This is a genomic window from Enterococcus casseliflavus NBRC 100478, assembly GCF_001544095.1.
GTDB classification, from domain to species: domain Bacteria; phylum Bacillota; class Bacilli; order Lactobacillales; family Enterococcaceae; genus Enterococcus_D; species Enterococcus_D casseliflavus.
In genome coordinates this window covers 68,111-85,081 of the sequence record NZ_BCPT01000010.1, presented here as the reverse complement: position 1 = coordinate 85,081, position 16,971 = coordinate 68,111, and the positions used below count along the sequence as shown (strand labels likewise).

Annotated in this window: 18 protein-coding genes, 1 riboswitch and 1 other annotated feature; of the genes, 10 read left to right on the top strand and 8 right to left on the bottom strand. The window is 43.7% G+C overall.

What is annotated here, in order from left to right; translation table 11 throughout:
• Positions 1-47: 47 nt before the first annotated feature.
• The 3 genes from ECA1_RS10105 to ECA1_RS10095 all read left to right on the top strand — a co-directional run bounded on the left by ECA1_RS10105 (position 48) and on the right by ECA1_RS10095 (position 1,541).
• Complete coding sequence (locus ECA1_RS10105) at positions 48-617, top strand: TetR/AcrR family transcriptional regulator (RefSeq protein WP_005227190.1); 570 nt, start codon at positions 48-50, stop codon at positions 615-617.
• Positions 618-620: 3 nt separating this feature from the next.
• Entirely contained in the window at positions 621-1,079 is a 459-nt protein-coding gene (locus tag ECA1_RS10100; RefSeq protein WP_060792395.1) for a low molecular weight protein-tyrosine-phosphatase, read from the top strand.
• 108 nt (positions 1,080-1,187) lie between these two features.
• Positions 1,188-1,541: a hypothetical protein gene (locus ECA1_RS10095; protein ID WP_005227192.1), complete on the top strand. Its 354-nt coding sequence runs from the start codon at positions 1,188-1,190 to the stop codon at positions 1,539-1,541.
• Between the two features lie 65 nt (positions 1,542-1,606).
• On the opposite strand, the gene ECA1_RS10090 is transcribed toward ECA1_RS10095, so the two are convergent.
• The 6 genes from ECA1_RS10090 to ECA1_RS10065 form a co-directional block, all read right to left on the bottom strand.
• Entirely contained in the window at positions 1,607-1,966 is a 360-nt protein-coding gene (locus ECA1_RS10090) for an iron chaperone (RefSeq protein ID WP_034868967.1), read from the bottom strand.
• Between the two features lie 360 nt (positions 1,967-2,326).
• A complete protein-coding gene (locus ECA1_RS10085; RefSeq protein ID WP_005227194.1) occupies positions 2,327-3,832 on the bottom strand; it encodes a helix-turn-helix domain-containing protein in 1,506 nt (501 codons plus the stop codon).
• Between the two features lie 118 nt (positions 3,833-3,950).
• Positions 3,951-5,303 (bottom strand): branched-chain amino acid transport system II carrier protein, encoded by a 1,353-nt coding sequence (brnQ, locus tag ECA1_RS10080; RefSeq protein WP_010748670.1) that lies wholly within the window; start codon positions 5,301-5,303, stop codon positions 3,951-3,953.
• Positions 5,304-5,507: 204 nt separating this feature from the next.
• Positions 5,508-6,242: an amino acid ABC transporter ATP-binding protein gene (locus ECA1_RS10075; protein ID WP_005227196.1), complete on the bottom strand. Its 735-nt coding sequence runs from the start codon at positions 6,240-6,242 to the stop codon at positions 5,508-5,510.
• A gap of 11 nt (positions 6,243-6,253) precedes the next feature.
• On the bottom strand, positions 6,254-7,843 hold the full coding sequence (locus tag ECA1_RS10070) for an ABC transporter permease subunit (protein WP_016609561.1): 1,590 nt from the start codon (positions 7,841-7,843) through the stop codon (positions 6,254-6,256).
• Between the two features lie 115 nt (positions 7,844-7,958).
• Positions 7,959-8,132, bottom strand: a riboswitch (Lysine riboswitch).
• 147 nt (positions 8,133-8,279) lie between these two features.
• Positions 8,280-8,582 carry a hypothetical protein gene (locus tag ECA1_RS10065; protein ID WP_005227198.1) on the bottom strand — a complete coding sequence of 101 codons (303 nt, stop codon included), beginning with the start codon at positions 8,580-8,582 and terminating at the stop codon, positions 8,280-8,282.
• A gap of 315 nt (positions 8,583-8,897) precedes the next feature.
• On the opposite strand from ECA1_RS10065, the gene ECA1_RS10060 reads away from it, so the two are divergent.
• Both ECA1_RS10060 and ECA1_RS10055 read left to right on the top strand, forming a co-directional pair.
• Positions 8,898-9,815 carry an ABC transporter ATP-binding protein gene (locus ECA1_RS10060; RefSeq protein WP_060792394.1) on the top strand — a complete coding sequence of 306 codons (918 nt, stop codon included), beginning with the start codon at positions 8,898-8,900 and terminating at the stop codon, positions 9,813-9,815.
• Position 9,816: 1 nt separating this feature from the next.
• Entirely contained in the window at positions 9,817-10,578 is a 762-nt protein-coding gene (locus ECA1_RS10055) for a DUF2705 family protein (protein WP_010748673.1), read from the top strand.
• 75 nt (positions 10,579-10,653) lie between these two features.
• On the opposite strand, the gene ECA1_RS10050 is transcribed toward ECA1_RS10055, so the two are convergent.
• Together ECA1_RS10050 and ECA1_RS10045 are read right to left on the bottom strand one after the other, a co-directional pair.
• The gene (locus tag ECA1_RS10050; protein ID WP_060792393.1) at positions 10,654-11,559 is read right to left on the bottom strand and encodes a sensor histidine kinase; all 906 of its coding nucleotides are present in this window, start codon (positions 11,557-11,559) and stop codon (positions 10,654-10,656) included.
• Positions 11,560-11,573: 14 nt separating this feature from the next.
• Positions 11,574-12,242, bottom strand: a complete 669-nt coding sequence (locus tag ECA1_RS10045) for a response regulator transcription factor (protein WP_015508850.1) — start codon at positions 12,240-12,242, stop codon at positions 11,574-11,576.
• A gap of 157 nt (positions 12,243-12,399) precedes the next feature.
• On the opposite strand from ECA1_RS10045, the gene ECA1_RS10040 reads away from it, so the two are divergent.
• The 5 genes from ECA1_RS10040 (at position 12,400) to ECA1_RS10020 (ending at position 16,952) form a co-directional block, all read left to right on the top strand.
• Complete coding sequence (locus tag ECA1_RS10040; protein ID WP_060792392.1) at positions 12,400-13,092, top strand: NAD-dependent protein deacylase; 693 nt, start codon at positions 12,400-12,402, stop codon at positions 13,090-13,092.
• Between the two features lie 13 nt (positions 13,093-13,105).
• Positions 13,106-13,954, top strand: coding sequence for a chorismate mutase (locus tag ECA1_RS10035; RefSeq protein WP_005227205.1), 849 nt, complete (start codon positions 13,106-13,108; stop codon positions 13,952-13,954).
• Positions 13,951-14,475: a transcription repressor NadR gene (locus ECA1_RS10030; protein ID WP_060792391.1), complete on the top strand. Its 525-nt coding sequence runs from the start codon at positions 13,951-13,953 to the stop codon at positions 14,473-14,475. The genes ECA1_RS10035 and ECA1_RS10030 overlap by 4 nt, the downstream gene beginning before the upstream one ends.
• Before the next feature lie 121 nt (positions 14,476-14,596).
• Positions 14,597-14,835: a binding site (T-box leader), on the top strand.
• A 359-nt stretch (positions 14,836-15,194) separates the two neighbouring features.
• Entirely contained in the window at positions 15,195-16,271 is a 1,077-nt protein-coding gene (locus tag ECA1_RS10025; RefSeq protein WP_016609570.1) for a methionine ABC transporter ATP-binding protein, read from the top strand.
• Positions 16,272-16,952 carry a methionine ABC transporter permease gene (locus ECA1_RS10020; RefSeq protein WP_010748680.1) on the top strand — a complete coding sequence of 227 codons (681 nt, stop codon included), beginning with the start codon at positions 16,272-16,274 and terminating at the stop codon, positions 16,950-16,952. It abuts the gene before it with no gap.
• The last annotated feature ends 19 nt before the right edge of the window (positions 16,953-16,971 follow it).

Below are 16,971 nucleotides of genomic sequence, written 5' to 3'. Positions count from 1 at the left end.
TGCAGGAAAATTTGGTATGATAGAAAGAGAAGAAAAAGAGGTGCCCTATGATGGATGGGAAACAAACGAAGGCTGTGATTGGCCAGACATTGATCACCCTTTGTGAGACCAAAGAAGTGAATAAAATCAGCGTACAGGAGATCGCCGAAAAGGCGCAAGTCAATCGGCAGACGTTTTACTACCATTTTCCTGATAAAAAAGCTTTGATCCAATGGATCTATCGGCAAGATGCCCTGATTTTTTTGACGACAGAAGATGTCTCCCTTGATAACTGGGAAGAAGCCGCCTTGCGCATGCTGAAAGCAATGAAACAAGCGCCGGCCTTTTACCGCAAATCACTGGCTTATGACCGCGAAATCTTAATGAACGGATTTCTACAGATCACAGAACCGCTTTTTCAGCGCTTGTTCTTGGAGGTCGATCAAGAGCAGCAATTGACGAAACAAGACATTCTATTTTATAGCCGGTTCTTTTCCTACGGCTGCGGAGGCATTTTGGAAAATTGGATTCACAACGACTTTCCAGAGACCCCTTTAGAGATTGCAACGCAATTGTTTCGTTTGGCGAAGGATGTGGAATTTTTTGGCCACCAAATCTATGAAAAAGAGGAGCAGTGAGCGATGACGAAAGTTTTATTTGTTTGTTTAGGTAATATTTGCCGTTCCCCCATGGCAGAAGCTATTTATAAAGCAGAAATAGCAAAACGCAAATTGGATTGGCAGATCGATTCGGCAGCGACCAGCTCATGGGAAGTCGGACATTCTGCTCATCCCGGAACCAAAAAAAGATTGCGTCAAGCAGGCTTATCCAGCGAGGGACTCATTTCACGGCAGATCACAGAAGCAGACTTTGCCAAATTTGACTGGATCATCGGCATGGATCAAAGCAATGTTGAAACACTTCAAGCGCTGGCACCTGCCGATACCAACGCAAAGATTCGTTCGTATTTGAGTGTTGTTCCTGGTAAAGAAAACGCGGAAGTACCAGATCCTTATTATACAGGAGATTTCGAAGAGACCTATCAACTGCTGCAAGAAGGAATTCCTTTTTGGCTAGAGGTTATTTCTTCTGAAAAATAAGGCGTGTTCGCTTGTATTTTACCAAAAATTTGCTAAAATAGAACCATTGAAATGCGAACGTATGTGTGGTTTTTATAAACTGCTGCAACGCGCAGAAAGGAATGTCCAATGGAAAAGAAACCATCGCCCATCAAACAATTGGGCAAACTCATTGTGATGACATCCACAACGTTGCTGGATACCTTTTTCAGTGATGATGCTGACAAGAAGAATCAGTCTGAAAAAGTCAAAGAAATCCAGCGAACGCTGCAAGAGGCAGCCGCTGCCAAGCACCTGGTCGTGCTGCAAGTAAAAACAGAGAAATTGGGTGGTTTTGAAACCGTTACCGGCTGGATCGTCGGCAAAACGGTAGCAAAAGAACAAGTTGTCTTGAAATTACAAAGCGACCGTCAGCAGCTGCGGATTATTCCCCTGCATCATGTGCTGAAAGTTAGCACCTTGAATACAAAACCTGGCTTGTAGACAAGCCTGTGCATAGCAAAAAAAAACCGCTGCGTCATTAGACACAGCGGTTTTTTTATTGCTGGTTAAGCGTGCTTGTTTTTGACTTCTGCGAGTCGCCAAGCGGTCATCACAGCGATCAGTTCGTAAGGGATCGGCTGTGCAAAAGGAAACTGAACCGCCCCTTTACTGGTTTTGTAGGGTTGTAGGTCTTCTTGGAAGGCCGTGATCGCAGAAGGCGTGGGATAAAAGCCAAGATGCTGTTTGGCGCAGGCAAAATGCACGATAGTTTCTCCCTGATGATAGGTAGGCATTTGATAACTGATTTTTTCAACCGCTTCAGGTAAAACGGCTTTGATGGTTTGACGGACCTTTCTTAAAATCGCTTGTCGTTCTGCTGGAGCTGTTGCAATGTATTGGTCAACTGTCGTAATGGCTTTTGTCATAGGACACCTCCTGGCTTTAGTATACGGCAAACCCCGTAAGAAAAAAAGGAGCCTGTCAGTGGGTAGCTGACAGGCAAGGAGTAAAAATGAAAAGTGTTAGTTAGGGTTGTTTGTTGGGTTATGTATACTATACTGTCCAAATATGAATTTTTTGTGGAGAAAAGATTGGAAAGTGTTTAAGTTTGCTGGCTGCGAAAAGAAGCAAAAAAAGACCCGTCGGTGGGTGGCCGACGGGAAGGAGTTAAAAATGAAAAAGTGTTAGTTAGGGTTGTTTGTTGGTATACATAGAGTATACGAGATAAATATGAATATTTTGTGACAAATCTTTTCGGAAGTTCTTAAGAAACCGTAACGGTTTGATTACAGAGAAAGGTTCTTTTCATCAAAACGGTTTTTCAAGGTACGATACAAATCAATGTATTGCCGATCATCTGCCGCATAATCCCAAATATAACTCATTTTTTCTGGTTTGAGTTTTTTCATCAACTGATTGGAACTAACAATGACATCATAGTTTTCTTGCTGGTTTAGATCATAAGGTTCTGCTGCTACGAAGGTCAAGTCATGTAAGAATTGATTCAATCCTTGAACGACTAAGAAATTGTCTTCTAACGCAACCCCTACCCGTAAACGATTCGAATAACGGATTTGATCATAAAACGGCAGCAGAGCGTGAGTATACATCGTTGCCATCTGCTCTTGGTTTTCATCGTTGATATAGTCCACCGCGGATTCTTCGCGATAACTCGTTAAGAATTCATCGATTTTTTGCTGCAGCTGCTCTTCAGCAGACCCGCGATTGATCGATGGCGTCAGCAAGCGATAGATATTTGGAAACGGCTGACGGAAAACGTAGTTGCCGAAAGTCACATTGATTAAATTACCCACGACCAATGGCTCATCTAACAGGCCAGGTTGTGAAGCAAAGAAGGTTGCTTTCATCTCTGCTAACAAGTCTGCGACTAATGGATAAACTGGGTTTTGTTTGCTTGAAAAGAATTGCAAGGTTTGTTGCAACGCTTCTTCTTCAGGACTCAAATAGAATGGGAAGATTTGCGCCATCAAATAAATAAACCCTGATTCGCCTTTTAATTGTTTGTCTGTCATTGAAACTTCAGGATCAACGACTTGTGTCAAACGCTCAAAATCGAAATATGGATTATTTTTCATTAGGAAATTGTACCGCTTGTCGTATTTGGCAAAATTTCCTTTTTTGATTCGTAAAAGAATCAAGGCGGCGAAATACTTCAACTCTAATCGGCCAAGATAAGAATGAGTCATTGGGAAGTACTCCGTGAATCGATCCACCATTTTTTCTGTCTCACTCTCAGCGATCGCAAATGGCCATTCTATTCCACGAGTACCTAACCAAATGATATTGAATAGGGAGAGCCGCACAAGACGCTCATCGCCCACCAAGTTTGATTCAGTGTACGTAAAGCGAAGCTGAAATTGCTTCAAATGTTTTTTTAGATGTTCAAATTTGCGAGACACCGTTGAACGACTGACATCGTATTTTGCACAAAAATCCGTGATCGTAGGATGGTCTTCATTCAGCATGTAAAGAACATATAAGAACGGAACGCTTTTATTCAATAAATAGAAGCGGTATTCATCGATCGTTACCGCGATATTCTGAGGCTGTAATTTACCGCCACGACCGAGTATCGACATATGATCCGGAGTTAACTCAGTTAGATCTTGGTCGATCTCAGTCAACTCTATAAAAGCTTGTTGGTAGCTTAACTCCATTTCCTTTGCCAATTGTGCGATTGGGTGGCTAGGGTTTTGCAGAGTCAGCATACGCCGGAATATTTTAAATTTAATTAATGTTTGCGGGTCCATCATAAGTTCTTCATAAAACATAGGTATCCTCCTTTGTGGCTCTATTGTATCTTTTTTTTACGAAACTGTCAGTCTTTTTAATCAAAAAAATAGCCTACCCTTTAAAAAAAGGTAGGTTATTTTCATCTTTTTAACTAATTTAGGCTGAAACAGGGTCTTTTTTGAACCACGACCATAGCAAACCGATCAAAAATCCGATCGCAGCCGGTACGACCCACCCCATCCCGATTTGGAAGAAGGGCAGATAATCTGATGCAAAAGACAAGATTCCTTGCACGAAAGCGTTGTTGGTAATCAGTGCAGGACTTGCATTTAAACCGTCGATGATTGCAGCGATCAATGTGAAGTATGTCGTCATTCGGTAGACACTGGCACGATGATGAAACAAGGGACTGATGATCGCCAACAAAATCAACGTGATCGCCAGTGGATAGATAAACATCAAGACTGGAATAGAAAACTCGATGATATTGGTCAAGCCGACATTGGCGAAGATCGCTGGCAAGATACTTGTCAAAGCGATAAAGAACCCGTAGCTTTGCTTGGGAAACAATCCAGCAAAGGTTTCGGAAAAAGCCGTGATCAAACCAATGGCAGTTTTTAAACAAGCGGAGATAACGATCAAAGCCAACAGCAGACTGCCGACAGTGCCAAGGTAATGGTTGGCGATTTGTGCTAAAGCGATCCCCCCGTTTTCGCTGATAGGAAATTGCCCTAGACTTTTGGTTCCCATATAAGAAAGTAAGGTATAGATGATCCCCATCAACACGATGCTGACAGAACCAGAAAGGATCGTGTCTTTTGCGACCGTCGTAGGTTTTTCAACCCCCATATTGCGAATCGTCGAGACGATGATGATCCCGAAGGCTAAAGATGCCAGCGCATCAAGGGTATTGTAACCGTTGGTGAAACCAGTAAAGAATGCATCGCTTTGATAGCTAGGATAGATCGGCGCATCGCTGATGGTTCCTAGAGGTTGCCAAAAAGCAAAAAACAGCAAAACGCCTAGTAAGACCAGAAATAATGGATTCAAAAATTTCCCTACATAATCTAAGATTTTGCTTGGTTTACGAGAAAACCACCAGGCAGCGCCAAAGAAGAGGGCAGAAAACAACGCCAATAACCAAGTTTGCATGTCAGATGAAACATGGGGAGCGATCCCGATCTCATAAGAAGTGGTAGCCAAACGGGGCAAAGCAAAGAACGGCCCGATCACTAAATAAAGCAAAATCGTAAAAATAAGTGCGTAGCGTCGATTGATTCGAGAAGCTAATTCAAAAACACCGCTGCTCTGGGAAACCCCAATGGCGATCACCCCTAAAAACGGTAAGCCGATCCCTGTTACTAAAAAGCCAAGATTGGCCAAGCCGACATTCGCACCGGCTTCTTGTCCCATGTGGACTGGGAAAATCAGATTTCCCGCACCAAAGAAAAGACCAAAAAGCATTGATCCAACATACATATAATCCTTAAACTGTAACTTTTTTTCCATAAATGAAAGCTCCTATAATTCCTTAGTTTTAAAAAAAATAACAAAGTTTCTAACAAATAGCAATGGTTTTTTGTGATTTTTTGATAAATTCTGACAATTGTCGTTTAGAGAATAAAAAAACACTTAGCATTAAATTCTTCCAAGCGTACTGAAAAAGGACGAAAAAGCTCGGAAGAAGATCGCTAAGTGTTTCAAGACAGAAAATTAATTCAACACACGGGAAAGGAATTCTTTGGTGCGCTGTTCTTTTGGATGAATAAAGATATCTTCAGGTGTCCCTTGTTCGGCAATGACACCTTGATCCATAAAGATGACCCGATCAGATACTTCTTTGGCAAAGCCCATTTCGTGGGTAACGATCACCATCGTCAAGCCAGTATGAGCTAACGTATTCATGGTCTTCAACACTTCACCGACCATTTCTGGATCCAGTGCAGAAGTCGGCTCATCAAACAACATGACATCTGGATTCATCGATAAGGCACGGGCAATGGCTACCCGTTGTTTTTGTCCGCCTGAAAGCTGGGAAGGCTTGGCGTTGGCATATTGAGCCATACCGACTTGCTCCAGATTTTCTTTGGCAGTCGCTTCTGCTTCTTTGCGATCACGTTTCAAAACAGTGACTTGTCCCGTCACGCAGTTTTCTAATACATTCATATTGTTGAATAGGTTAAAGGATTGGAAAACCATTCCTAGATGCGTACGGTATTTCGGCAAGTCATAGCCTTTTTCCAGCACATTTTCACCTAAGTAGATGATTTGCCCACTGGTTGGTTTTTCTAACAAGTTGATGCAGCGAAGAAGTGTGGATTTTCCTGAACCAGAAGAACCGATGATCGTGACAACTTCTCCTTTATTAACAGACAAACTGATGTCTTTTAAGACTTCGTTGTCGCCAAAACTCTTTTTTAAATGGTCAATTTCAATGATTGCTGACATGTTCTTCCTCCTTATTCGTTCGGGTTGATGTCTTCTAATTTGACATACGCACTGGGACCATCCATTTTGCGTTCAACAAAGCGCAAGATCTGGGTGGCACTGATGGTCAAGACTAAGTAGATCACACCGATGATCGCAAATGTTTGGAAGTATTGGAAGTTCGTTCCAGCGGCTGACGTACCTTGGAAGAAGAGGTCCGCAACACTGATGACACTTAAGACAGCAGTATCTTTGATATTGATAATGATCTCATTTCCGGTAGCTGGTAAAATATTGCGCATTACTTGCGGCAACACGACTTTGATCATGGTTTGCCAATGGGTCATTCCGATGGCTTGAGCTGCTTCAAATTGACCGTCATCTACAGCAAAAATCCCTCCACGAACGATTTCAGACATGTAGGCACCCGTATTGATAGAAACGATCAGCACAGCTGCCAGCGTGCGATTCATGGAGACACCAAAGGCTAGAGCTGTTCCGTAGAAAATAACCATTGCCTGAACCATCATTGGGGTACCGCGGAAAACTTCGATATAGATGGTCAGCAGGCCGTTGACGATTCGTTGGAAGAAACGTCCTACTGGATTTTCTGAAAGCGGCAGTGTCCGGAAGATACCGACTAAAAGACCGATGATCAATCCGATGATCGTTGAAAGGATCGCGATGAATAAGGTCAAGCCAGCGCCTCGTAAAAAGAGCATGCCGTAATCATCAATGATTTTTTTGAAATCAGCGATCAGACCTTGATCCGCCGTTTCTCCGCTGGCATCTGCAGGCTGATCTAAGACTGCTTGATCCATCAGGGAAACCCGTTCTTCTTCAGAGATTCCTGCAAGGATCTCATTGACTTTTTCAACATCGGGATCGCCTTTGCGCATCCCGACTGCTACTTGGACGTCTTCTGGATTGGTTTCAAAACCGGCCCCTTCATCGAACTCGACCATCTTCAGATCAGGATTTGCCCCGACGGCAGTGACGCCTTCTGGACGTTCGCTGACGTAACCGTCAATGATGCCCGAAGCTAAAGCAACGCGCATGGAGGAGAAGTCCCGCATGGCTTGTTCTTTTTGGACCTCAGGGATTTGATCAATGACCGTATAATGGAAGGTATTCAGCTGAGCAGTGATTTTTGCCCCCGAAAGATCGGCGAGGCTTTTGGCATCGGCGAATGCCCCATCTTTACGTACTACGACCACCAAGTCGGATTCATAGTAAGGATCGGTAAAATCAATTTGCTCGCGGCGTTCGGCCGTTGGTGACATACCAGCGATGACGGCATCGATAGTCCCCGCCTGTAATGCTGGCGGCAGACCGTCCCATTGGGTTTTAACGATCACTAATTCCTTGCCTAAACCTTCAGCGATTCGTTTGGCGATCTGGACATCGTAACCGCCGGCAAACGCAGAGCCTTCTTCCCCGGAAATCGGCACGGCACCATTGGCGTCCGTCGTTTGCGTCCAGTTGAAGGGGGCATAGCCTGCCTCCATACCGACACGGAATTGTTCCGCAGGCGTTTGGTCATCCGCTTGCACGGTTAGGGGCAGCTGAATGAGGGTTAGACAGAGGGCGAAGACCGCCCAGATCCAATTATTTTTTTTCATTTTATCTCTTTCCTTTCACGAGTTGGACAAGCAGGTAAGGATGAAAAAGCAAAAAAACAGCCGTACTCCATGATTGGAAAACGGCTGTTGACAGGTCATCGTCGACAAACCTTTCACAAAACATAGCGCAACTTAGACAAGCTAAGACAGTCCGCAAATTGTTCATTTGCGGCCCAACAAAATCGATTCAAGCAAAACCGATCTTGTTTCGGCGATGTTCCCTAGCTCTGCTGTAAACGTGTTGCTTCACTCAGCAGGATTAATGAACCTCGCGACCTCTACCTAAATGTTAAAGGGTACTCGTATTTAATTTGATTCTTCTCAGAGTTTAGAAGAAAAGCACCCAAATGTCAATTCTTTTTAACAAAAAAACGACCATTTCCCTATTTTTATCAAAGAGAAAGCGGATCGTTTTTACGAGTGTCTATTGGAACCCTTAAGCGACTTTCGCTTTTGGTTCACGGCCTAAAACAGCTTGGATGACTGTCAAGCCAAGCAATAAGCCAAGTGCTAGATAGATGAGGCTTGAGTATTGTGTAACGCCCCAATCTTGTCCTAAGGTACGGTAAACCACAAGGACGATGGCTTGAATGATTGCTGTGATGACATTTAAAAAGCCAAATGCCCATAAATTGCCATTTTCTTTACGTGCTAAATAGAAGATAGAGAAATATAAGCTGACTGCCAACCAACCGAAACTGATAATGATCATTGCCCAATAAATAATAGCTGCTACCAATGTATTTCACCTCACTTTGATTCGTGACTAGTTTACCACGTTTTTTGTTCCTTGTCATGAAGGAATCTCTTTCTTTGTGAGGCAAAAAACAAAGAGCAAAAGCTGCAGCAAAATGATCGTCTTCTATATTTATTGCTAGAGGGGTTGCTGCCAAAGAGAGATTTTCTTCGAAAGGTGCATTTTCAGCTGTGTATAATAGAAATAAGTTGTTTTTTGCAAAAGAATACGAGTTAAGAATCAATTAATAATTAGTTAATAGCTGATTTAGATCTGCTTGCTAGAATGATCACAGAAGCAAGCAAGGAGGAAGTAGAAATGGAAAATGTTCTTAAAATCAAAGGATTAAACAAGCGTTACGGCAAACAGCTGGCGCTGCATGATGTCGATCTAACGATCGCCAAAGGAGATATTTATGGATTGGTAGGGAGAAATGGTGCTGGGAAGACGACCTTACTAAAAGCGATCGTGCAGTTGATCCAACCCACCAGTGGCAGTCTGCAGTTGTTTGGTGTTGAAGGCGGCAAAGCGTACATCCAGATGCTGAAACGGGTCGGTAATGTGATTGAGACCCCAGTCGCATACGACCAATTGACCGCAGAACAAAATTTGAACTATTATTGCAAAATCAGCGGAGTGGTGGAACCTGATGCCGTTAGTAAAGCACTGGCGTTTGTTGGTTTGACCAATGTCGGCAACAAGAAATACCGTGATTTTTCTTTAGGGATGAAACAAAAATTGGGCTTAGCGATTGCTTTATTGAATCAGCCAGATTTTCTAATTTTAGATGAACCGATCAATGGCTTGGATCCTGTCGCGATCGTTGAATTTCGAGAGCTGCTTTTACGATTGAATCAAGAACGCGGCATGACGATTTTGATCTCCAGCCATATTTTAGAAGAGCTGTACTTAGTGGCTACACGCTTTGGGGTCATTAGTAAGGGGCGTCTGATCAAAGAGATGACCAAACACGAATTCGATCTGATGGCGAAACGGTTTATTCAATTAGAAGTCGATGATGTAGCCACAGCTAGCCGCTTACTGGACAGTCAACTGATTTCTGAATATAAAGTTGTCAGTGACCACAAGATCCACATCTACCAAGAAAATGTATTGATTCGTGATCTAATCCGTCAATTGGTTTATGAAGGGATCGCTATCGACCAGATTTCTTTTGAAGGGGAAAACCTAGAGTCGTATTTCAAAGAGTTAGTGACAAGTGAAGGGGGAAATTAAGATGTTGAATTTTATTCGAGCAGATTTGTATCGTTTATCTAAAAGTAAAAGTTTTTGGATCACAGAAGGAATTATTTTATTGTTGGTGATTTTAGCGGTTGTTTCAAATGGTGACGTGGGAGTCACCCTGGGAGATAGTACGCAAACCACAGGCAGCCTTGCCGAAATGACGGGCTTTCTTGCGATCCAGACCAGCCTGTCTTCCATGCTATTGTATTATTCACTGCCGTTAGTGATGCAAGTTTTAGGGAGTGAGTACACGAAAGGGACGATGAAGAATATCATTACCGTCGGTGTTTCTAAACCCGCCTATCTCTTTGGAAAATTCTTGGTGTATGCGTTGGTACTTGTCTTGCAAATTTTGGCTATTTGCTTAGTGAGCTTTGTTGCGGGAACGATCATTGGCGGTACCGGCTTTGAAGACATCTCTCAGCTAGAAAACTTAGTGTATTATTTCGCTGGCTTTGTATTGATCTTACTGGCTACCTCATCTTTTGCCTTGTTGGTGTTGTATTTGACCAAAAATACAGCAGTCAGCGTGTTGGCGACGATCTTTATTCCGATGGGCTTTGCGATTGCACGTTTTTCTTTGCCAACCTGGAAATTCTTAGAATACTTGGATTTCCAAGGCGGATTAGAGATGGTGACTATGACCACTTTCAAAACGTGGGAAATGGTTCAACCAATTTTTGTTGGGAGTCTGATTAGTTTGTTGCTTTGTCTTTTGGCTGCACATCTGGTGTTTAAGAGACAAGAATTATAAAGAAAAGAAAAACGTCCAACAGGACCGACCGCAAAAGGTCAGACTGTTGGGCGTTTTTGTCCGTGTAGCCAGTGTTTAATGGGACTTAGCAGACTGCTGCCAAGACAAAGTCAAACGAAACGTCTCTTCGGTTGTATCCAGTTGAATCTCGCCAGCTAATGCATGAGTCAATGCCGCGATGATATACAGACCAAGTCCAGCTTGCTGTTTGTGCCGTGAAAGGTCTTCCGTATAAAAGCGGTGAGTCAATTTTTCTGGATGCTGGATCGGTGTCCTCAGCTGATTTTCCTGTTGGAAAACGATGCGATCTCCTTGTTGTTTCAAGCGGATCGTTCCCGTTTCATTGCCATGTTCCAGCAGATTACCAAGGACATTTTGAAAAATACGCTGCCAACTTTTTTTATCTGAAATGATCATGATATTGGGTTGGATCGCAACCGTCAGTGATAAATGGTTTTCCTCAAAAGAAGGATAGAGCTGGAGCAGTTCCTCCTCCAGCAAACGAGAAAGATCGAATTCTTCTAAGGTCAAAGCCAGTTGATTGTCTTTGAGGCACTGATAGGTCAATAACTGTTCCAGATGATTTTCGACTTTTTCTAGGTTACTGCTGACTTTTTCCAACAGCTGCAGCTGTTGGTTGTTGAGGGTCGTATCGGCTTGCAGCAGTTGTGTGTAGCCGCTGGCGACCGTTAAAGGTGTGCGCAAGTCGTGAGAGATATTTTGAATGGCTTGTTCCAATTGCTGGTTTTCTTGCAGCATTTGATAGTGTTGCTGCTTATTTTTTCTAAGTATCTGATTGTTTAACAAGGCGATCGCTTTTAAAGCGGGCACTCGGGTCTGCAAATGGATCTCTTGATTTGTTTCGATTTCGCTGATTCTTGCTAATTGTTGGTGGTACTTTTTCAGATCATACAGTAAAAATAGCCAGTAACCGATCAATAAAGCAACGATCAAGGCAGCGAAAAACTGAAGTATATGCATGGGGTTCCTCCTTTTTAAGCTAGCTTGATGCCGATGCCCCAGACAGTATCGATATACGCTTCCTCTGGATCGAGTGTTTTGATTTTGCTGCGTAAATGGCTGATATGGACATTGATCGTGTTTTCTTCACCGTAATAGGGTTCTTGCCAAACAGCTTCATAGAGCATTTCTTTCGTATAAACTTTTTTGGGGTTGGCTAAGAGCAGGGAAAAAATCTCAAACTCCTTTTTCTTCAACTGAACCGTTGCTTCTCCTCGTTGCAGCTGAAACGAGTCAGGCAACAGTTGAATGTTTTTATACGAGAGGCTGCTGGCAACAGGAGGGGCTTGTTTATTTGTGCGCAACTGAACAATGATACGGGCTTTTAATTCTTCGACATTGAAGGGTTTGGTCAAGTAATCATTGGCACCCGCCAGCAAAAGGGTGGAAACATCGGCTGGTTCATCTAAGGCAGTCAAGATAATGACGGGGACCGTGGAGGTTTGGCGAATCTCTTGCAAGACTTGTGTCCCATCTTTACCAGGGAGCATTCGATCTAGCAAAATCAAGTCGAAAGCATCTTGCTGAAAAAGTAGCAGACCTTCCGTGCCTGAATAGGCTTGCTGGACAGTATAGTCAGCTGCTAAAATAGTAGCCAACATTTCGCTGATCTCATTGTTGTCTTCGATAATCAAAATTTTCATTTGGTTTTCCCATTCTCCTTGCATTTATTTCATCTATTATAAGCAATTCCGCACGAAAAAGCATTAGTTGCTTTTAAAAAAGAAAATGGCTGATTTTTCGCAAAAACGGTTCTTTTTCGGTTAGAATAAGAGAAAAGCCATAAAGGAAGTTAGAACGATGAAGGTATCTATTGAGCAAGCAATCGCAGCGGTCACCGCCGCACCATCCGTGACCTTTTTGACGGGGGCTGGTGTTTCGACCCCATCTGGCATTCCTGATTACCGTTCCTTAAAAGGGGTCTATCAAGGAGTGGCACAACCAGAGTATTTGTTAAGTCATGACTGTTTAGAAAACGAACCGGAAACATTTTATCAGTTCGTTAAGCACCTCTACCATCCTCAAGCACAGCCTAATATCATTCATCAAAAAATGGCTGAGCTGCAAGCGAAGAAAACCGTCTGGGTCGTTTCGCAAAACATCGATGGCTTGCATGAAAAAGCAGGCAGTCACCAAAGAATCGATTTTCACGGCTCTTTGTACAACTGTTATTGCCGAAAATGCGGCAATCAGGTACCTTGGCAAGCGTATTTGCAAGATTGGCACCATGCAGGGTGCGACGGTCAGATTCGGCCAGCGATCGTGCTTTACGGGGAAGGATTTACTGATGAAACCATTGAAGGAGCCATTCAAGCCGTTGCTCAAGCCAACCTGACGGTGGTCGTGGGGACTTCGCTGCAAGTCTATCCTTTTGCAGGGTTAGTCGATTACAGCCAGCAGGTGTTGGTCATCAATAAGGAACCATTGGCGATCCCGAATGAATATGGCATGTTGACCGCAGCAGCCGAAACGTTTTTCCAGAAAATTGAATGAAGGAGTTTATGATATGACACAACGTACCGAAAAAGAGAAAATGATTGCTGGCGAATTGTACTTTTCCCCAGATCCAGAATTGGTGGCAGATCGAAAATATGCCCGTGAACAAATGAACCTGATCAACCAAGAAACTGATACAAAAATCAAAGAGCAGTTACTAAAAGAAACTTTCGGCTCTGTGACTGGTCGAATCTATATCGAACCGAATGTCCGCTTTGATTATGGCTACAATATTTCTGTCGGCAAAAACTTCTATGCTAACTACGACTGTGTGCTATTAGATGTTTGCCCGATTACCTTTGGCGACAATTGTATGCTGGCACCCAATGTTCGGTTGTTTACGGCGACTCATCCATTACATCCGGTCAAACGAAATAGCGGCTTAGAATTAGGGGCACCGATCGTGATTGGCGATAACGCGTGGATCGGTGGCGCGGCCACGATTTTGCCAGGGGTCCGCTTAGGCAACAATGTCGTGGTAGGCGCTGGCAGTGTCGTTACCAAATCATTCCCCGACAATGTCGTGCTGGCGGGAAATCCAGCACGGGTCATCAAGACGATCGACTTAGAAGAAGAAAACAACCAGCAAGATCCCTTGGCTGTTCAGCGGGCAGCGATCGATGACATTGATTGGCAACTCACGCATCTTTTGGAAAAACGTATGAGCACGGTCAACGAAATCGTACAATTGAAGAAAAGCAGTCAATTGCCAGTATTAGATGAAAATCGTGAAGAGAAAGTGCTGGAAAACATTCGGCAGGCGATTTCTAATCAAGCCTATGAAGAAACGATTTTGGCTATGTTTCAATCAATTATGAACCACTCAAAAACCTATCAAGAGAATCAATTGGAGGAATGAGTATGGATGGAGGAACACGTCGAGAAAACATTTTAGCGGCATTGAAGCAAGCGGACAAAGCGATCAGTGCCAGCAAACTGGCAGAATCCCTCGGAGTCAGCCGTCAAATCATCGTTGGGGATATTGCCTTATTGCGAGCAGCTGGTGAAGCGATTGTGGCTACGGCTCGCGGCTATCGTCTGCAAGCGCTGTTGGATGAGGCAGGACATGTAAGTAAGCTAGCAGTGCAGCATCGACCTGAACAAACGGAAGAAGAATTGCGCATCTTTGTCGCTTGTGGTGTGGAAGTGGTCGATGTCATCGTTGAGCATGAGATCTATGGAGAGATCACTGGCAATTTGCAGATTCAAACAGACCAAGACGTGACTGATTTCATCAACAAAACCAAACATGCAGCAGCCCGCTTGCTCTCAGATTTAACCAATGGGGTACACTTGCATACGTTGCGCTACACCGATCCTGCGGCTCTGGAAAAAGCCAAACAACAGTTAGCAGAAAAAGGCATGCTCTATCAAAATTGAGGCGTAAACCATTCTGGCAAGGACGCTTTGCGGAAGTCTTGGCAAATCCTCAGATGAAAAAATTGTGATTTTTTGTTGACAAGGCGTTCATTTTCCAGTAAAGTACTCTTCAACAAGAATAATGAATCTGTTGAGAAGGAAAGTAACCGCGGATACTTCAAAGAGAGACTCTGGTTGGTGGAAAGAGTCAAGTCAGAAGCGATGAAAAATGGCCTTGGAGGATTGATTGTCGATAAGTAGGCAATCACGGATACGCACTACCGTTACAAAGTGCACCAATCTCTAGCACGACTAGACGTTGGGTTGAGGGAAGGGAAACCTTCTAAACAAAAGGTGGTAACACGAGTATTCGTCCTTTTACTAGCAAACGCTGGTAAAAGGACTTTTTTTATACCCAAAATCAAATAGCACCACACACGAAGAATTGGTAAGTACAAAAGCACGTTTTTTCAACAGAGAGCTTCGGTAGCTGAAAAGAAGCATCAAACGACTTTTAGAAAATGGCCAAGGAGTGATTCGTTCCGAGCAGTAGTTTGCAAGGCGACGACGGTAGCGACCGTTATCTGGCTAGAGTATGATCGTACTCGAAAAGGAGCTGTATGTGAGTGCAGCTTAAACTGAGGTGGTAACACGCAAAAAGGCGTCCTCAAACAAGTCACAGGTGACTTGTTTGAGGATGCCTTTTTTTATTGAAAAAGACAAGAACTAGGGGGAAGACGATGATTTCATTAAAAGACATATCAGTAACATTCAATCAACCAAAGAAACCCGCGATCCAAGCGGTCAAAAACGTATCGATCGAGATCGACAAAGGGGACGTTTACGGCATCGTGGGCTACTCAGGCGCCGGGAAAAGTACACTCGTCCGTGTGATCAACTTATTGCAGCGCCCAAGTAGCGGCAGCGTCGTCGTCAATGGTACCGAGCTGACCACGCTTTCTGCGAAAGCCCTGCGAGAAAAACGGAAAACGATCGGAATGATCTTTCAGCACTTCAACTTGATGGACAGCCGCAATGTTTTTGATAACGTGGATTTCTCCTTAAAATATGGGGGACGGTCCAAACAGGAACGTCATCAAAAAGTAACCGAGCTGTTAGCATTGGTGGGATTGGAAGAAAAAGCCCAAGCGTATCCTAGCCAACTATCTGGAGGACAAAAACAGCGGGTCGCGATTGCCAGAGCGTTAGCGAATGATCCAGAGATCTTGCTTTGTGATGAAGCAACCAGCGCCCTTGATCCGAAAACGACCTTACAGATATTGGCTTTGTTGAAAAAATTAAATCGAACCCTCGGCTTGACTATCGTGATCATTACTCATGAGATGCAAGTCGTCAAAGAAATCTGCAACAAAGTGGCAGTGATGGAAGACGGCGAAGTCATCGAGCAAGGTTCAAGCGTTCAGATTTTCAGTCAACCAGAAAAACCATTGACCAAAGATTTCATCCGAACGGCGACGCACATCGACCAAGCCTTAGAAACGATCCTTGGCAGTTCGAAGTTTTCTTCCTTGGCACCAAATGAATGGCTGGTGGAGCTGTCCTACGTTGGCGATCAAACCAATGAACCACTGATCGCCCAATTGTACAGCCGCTACAAAGTGACCACCAATATTCTTTACGGCAACGTGGAGATCTTGCAAGAAGTGCCGATCGGCAGCTTAGTCGTTAGCTTATCTGGCGAATATCATCAGCGTAAACATGCCTTAGAATACTTGAAGGCTCAAGGAGTTTACACCAATATTTTAAAAGAAAATCATGCAGAACCATTAAACAATGTGATTAAAGGAGGATTTTAGATGGCTGCCTTATTAGAAAGATATTTTCCCAATGTTGTTGCGATCCAAGATGAATTTGTGACAGCAACGATCCAAACCTTGTATATGGTTTTTTGGACCTCTTTGATTGCGGGCATCTTAGGTATCTTGTTAGGGATCGTCTTGGTAGTAACTCGACCGAATGGGATTTTAGAAAATCGACCGCTCTTTGAATTTCTCGATAAAGTCATCAATGTGGTCCGCTCGATCCCCTTTATTATCTTATTGACGTTACTAGGAACCTTTACCCGATTCCTTGTTGGAACGACCATCGGCGAAACAGCAGCATTGGTTCCTCTGATTGCTGGGATCATTCCTTTCTTTGCTCGGCAGATCGAGATCGCCTTGCTAGAAGTTGACCCTGGTGTCGTAGAAGCAGCTGAAGCGATGGGCACCAGTCCTTTCGGTATCATTTTTCGGGTCTATTTACCAGAAGGCGTGGCGGGAATCATTCGGGTCTCTGCGTTGACCGTGATCAATGTGATCGGATTGACCGCTATGGCAGGAGCAGTTGGCGCTGGCGGTTTAGGCAACTTAGCCATCACCCGCGGGTACAACCGATTCCAGACCGATGTCACGATCATGGCGACCTTGATCATCTTAGTATTCGTTTTTATCAGTCAATTTGTCAGCAACCTACTCATTAAACGAGTATCACACTGACCACTACTTACGTACAAAT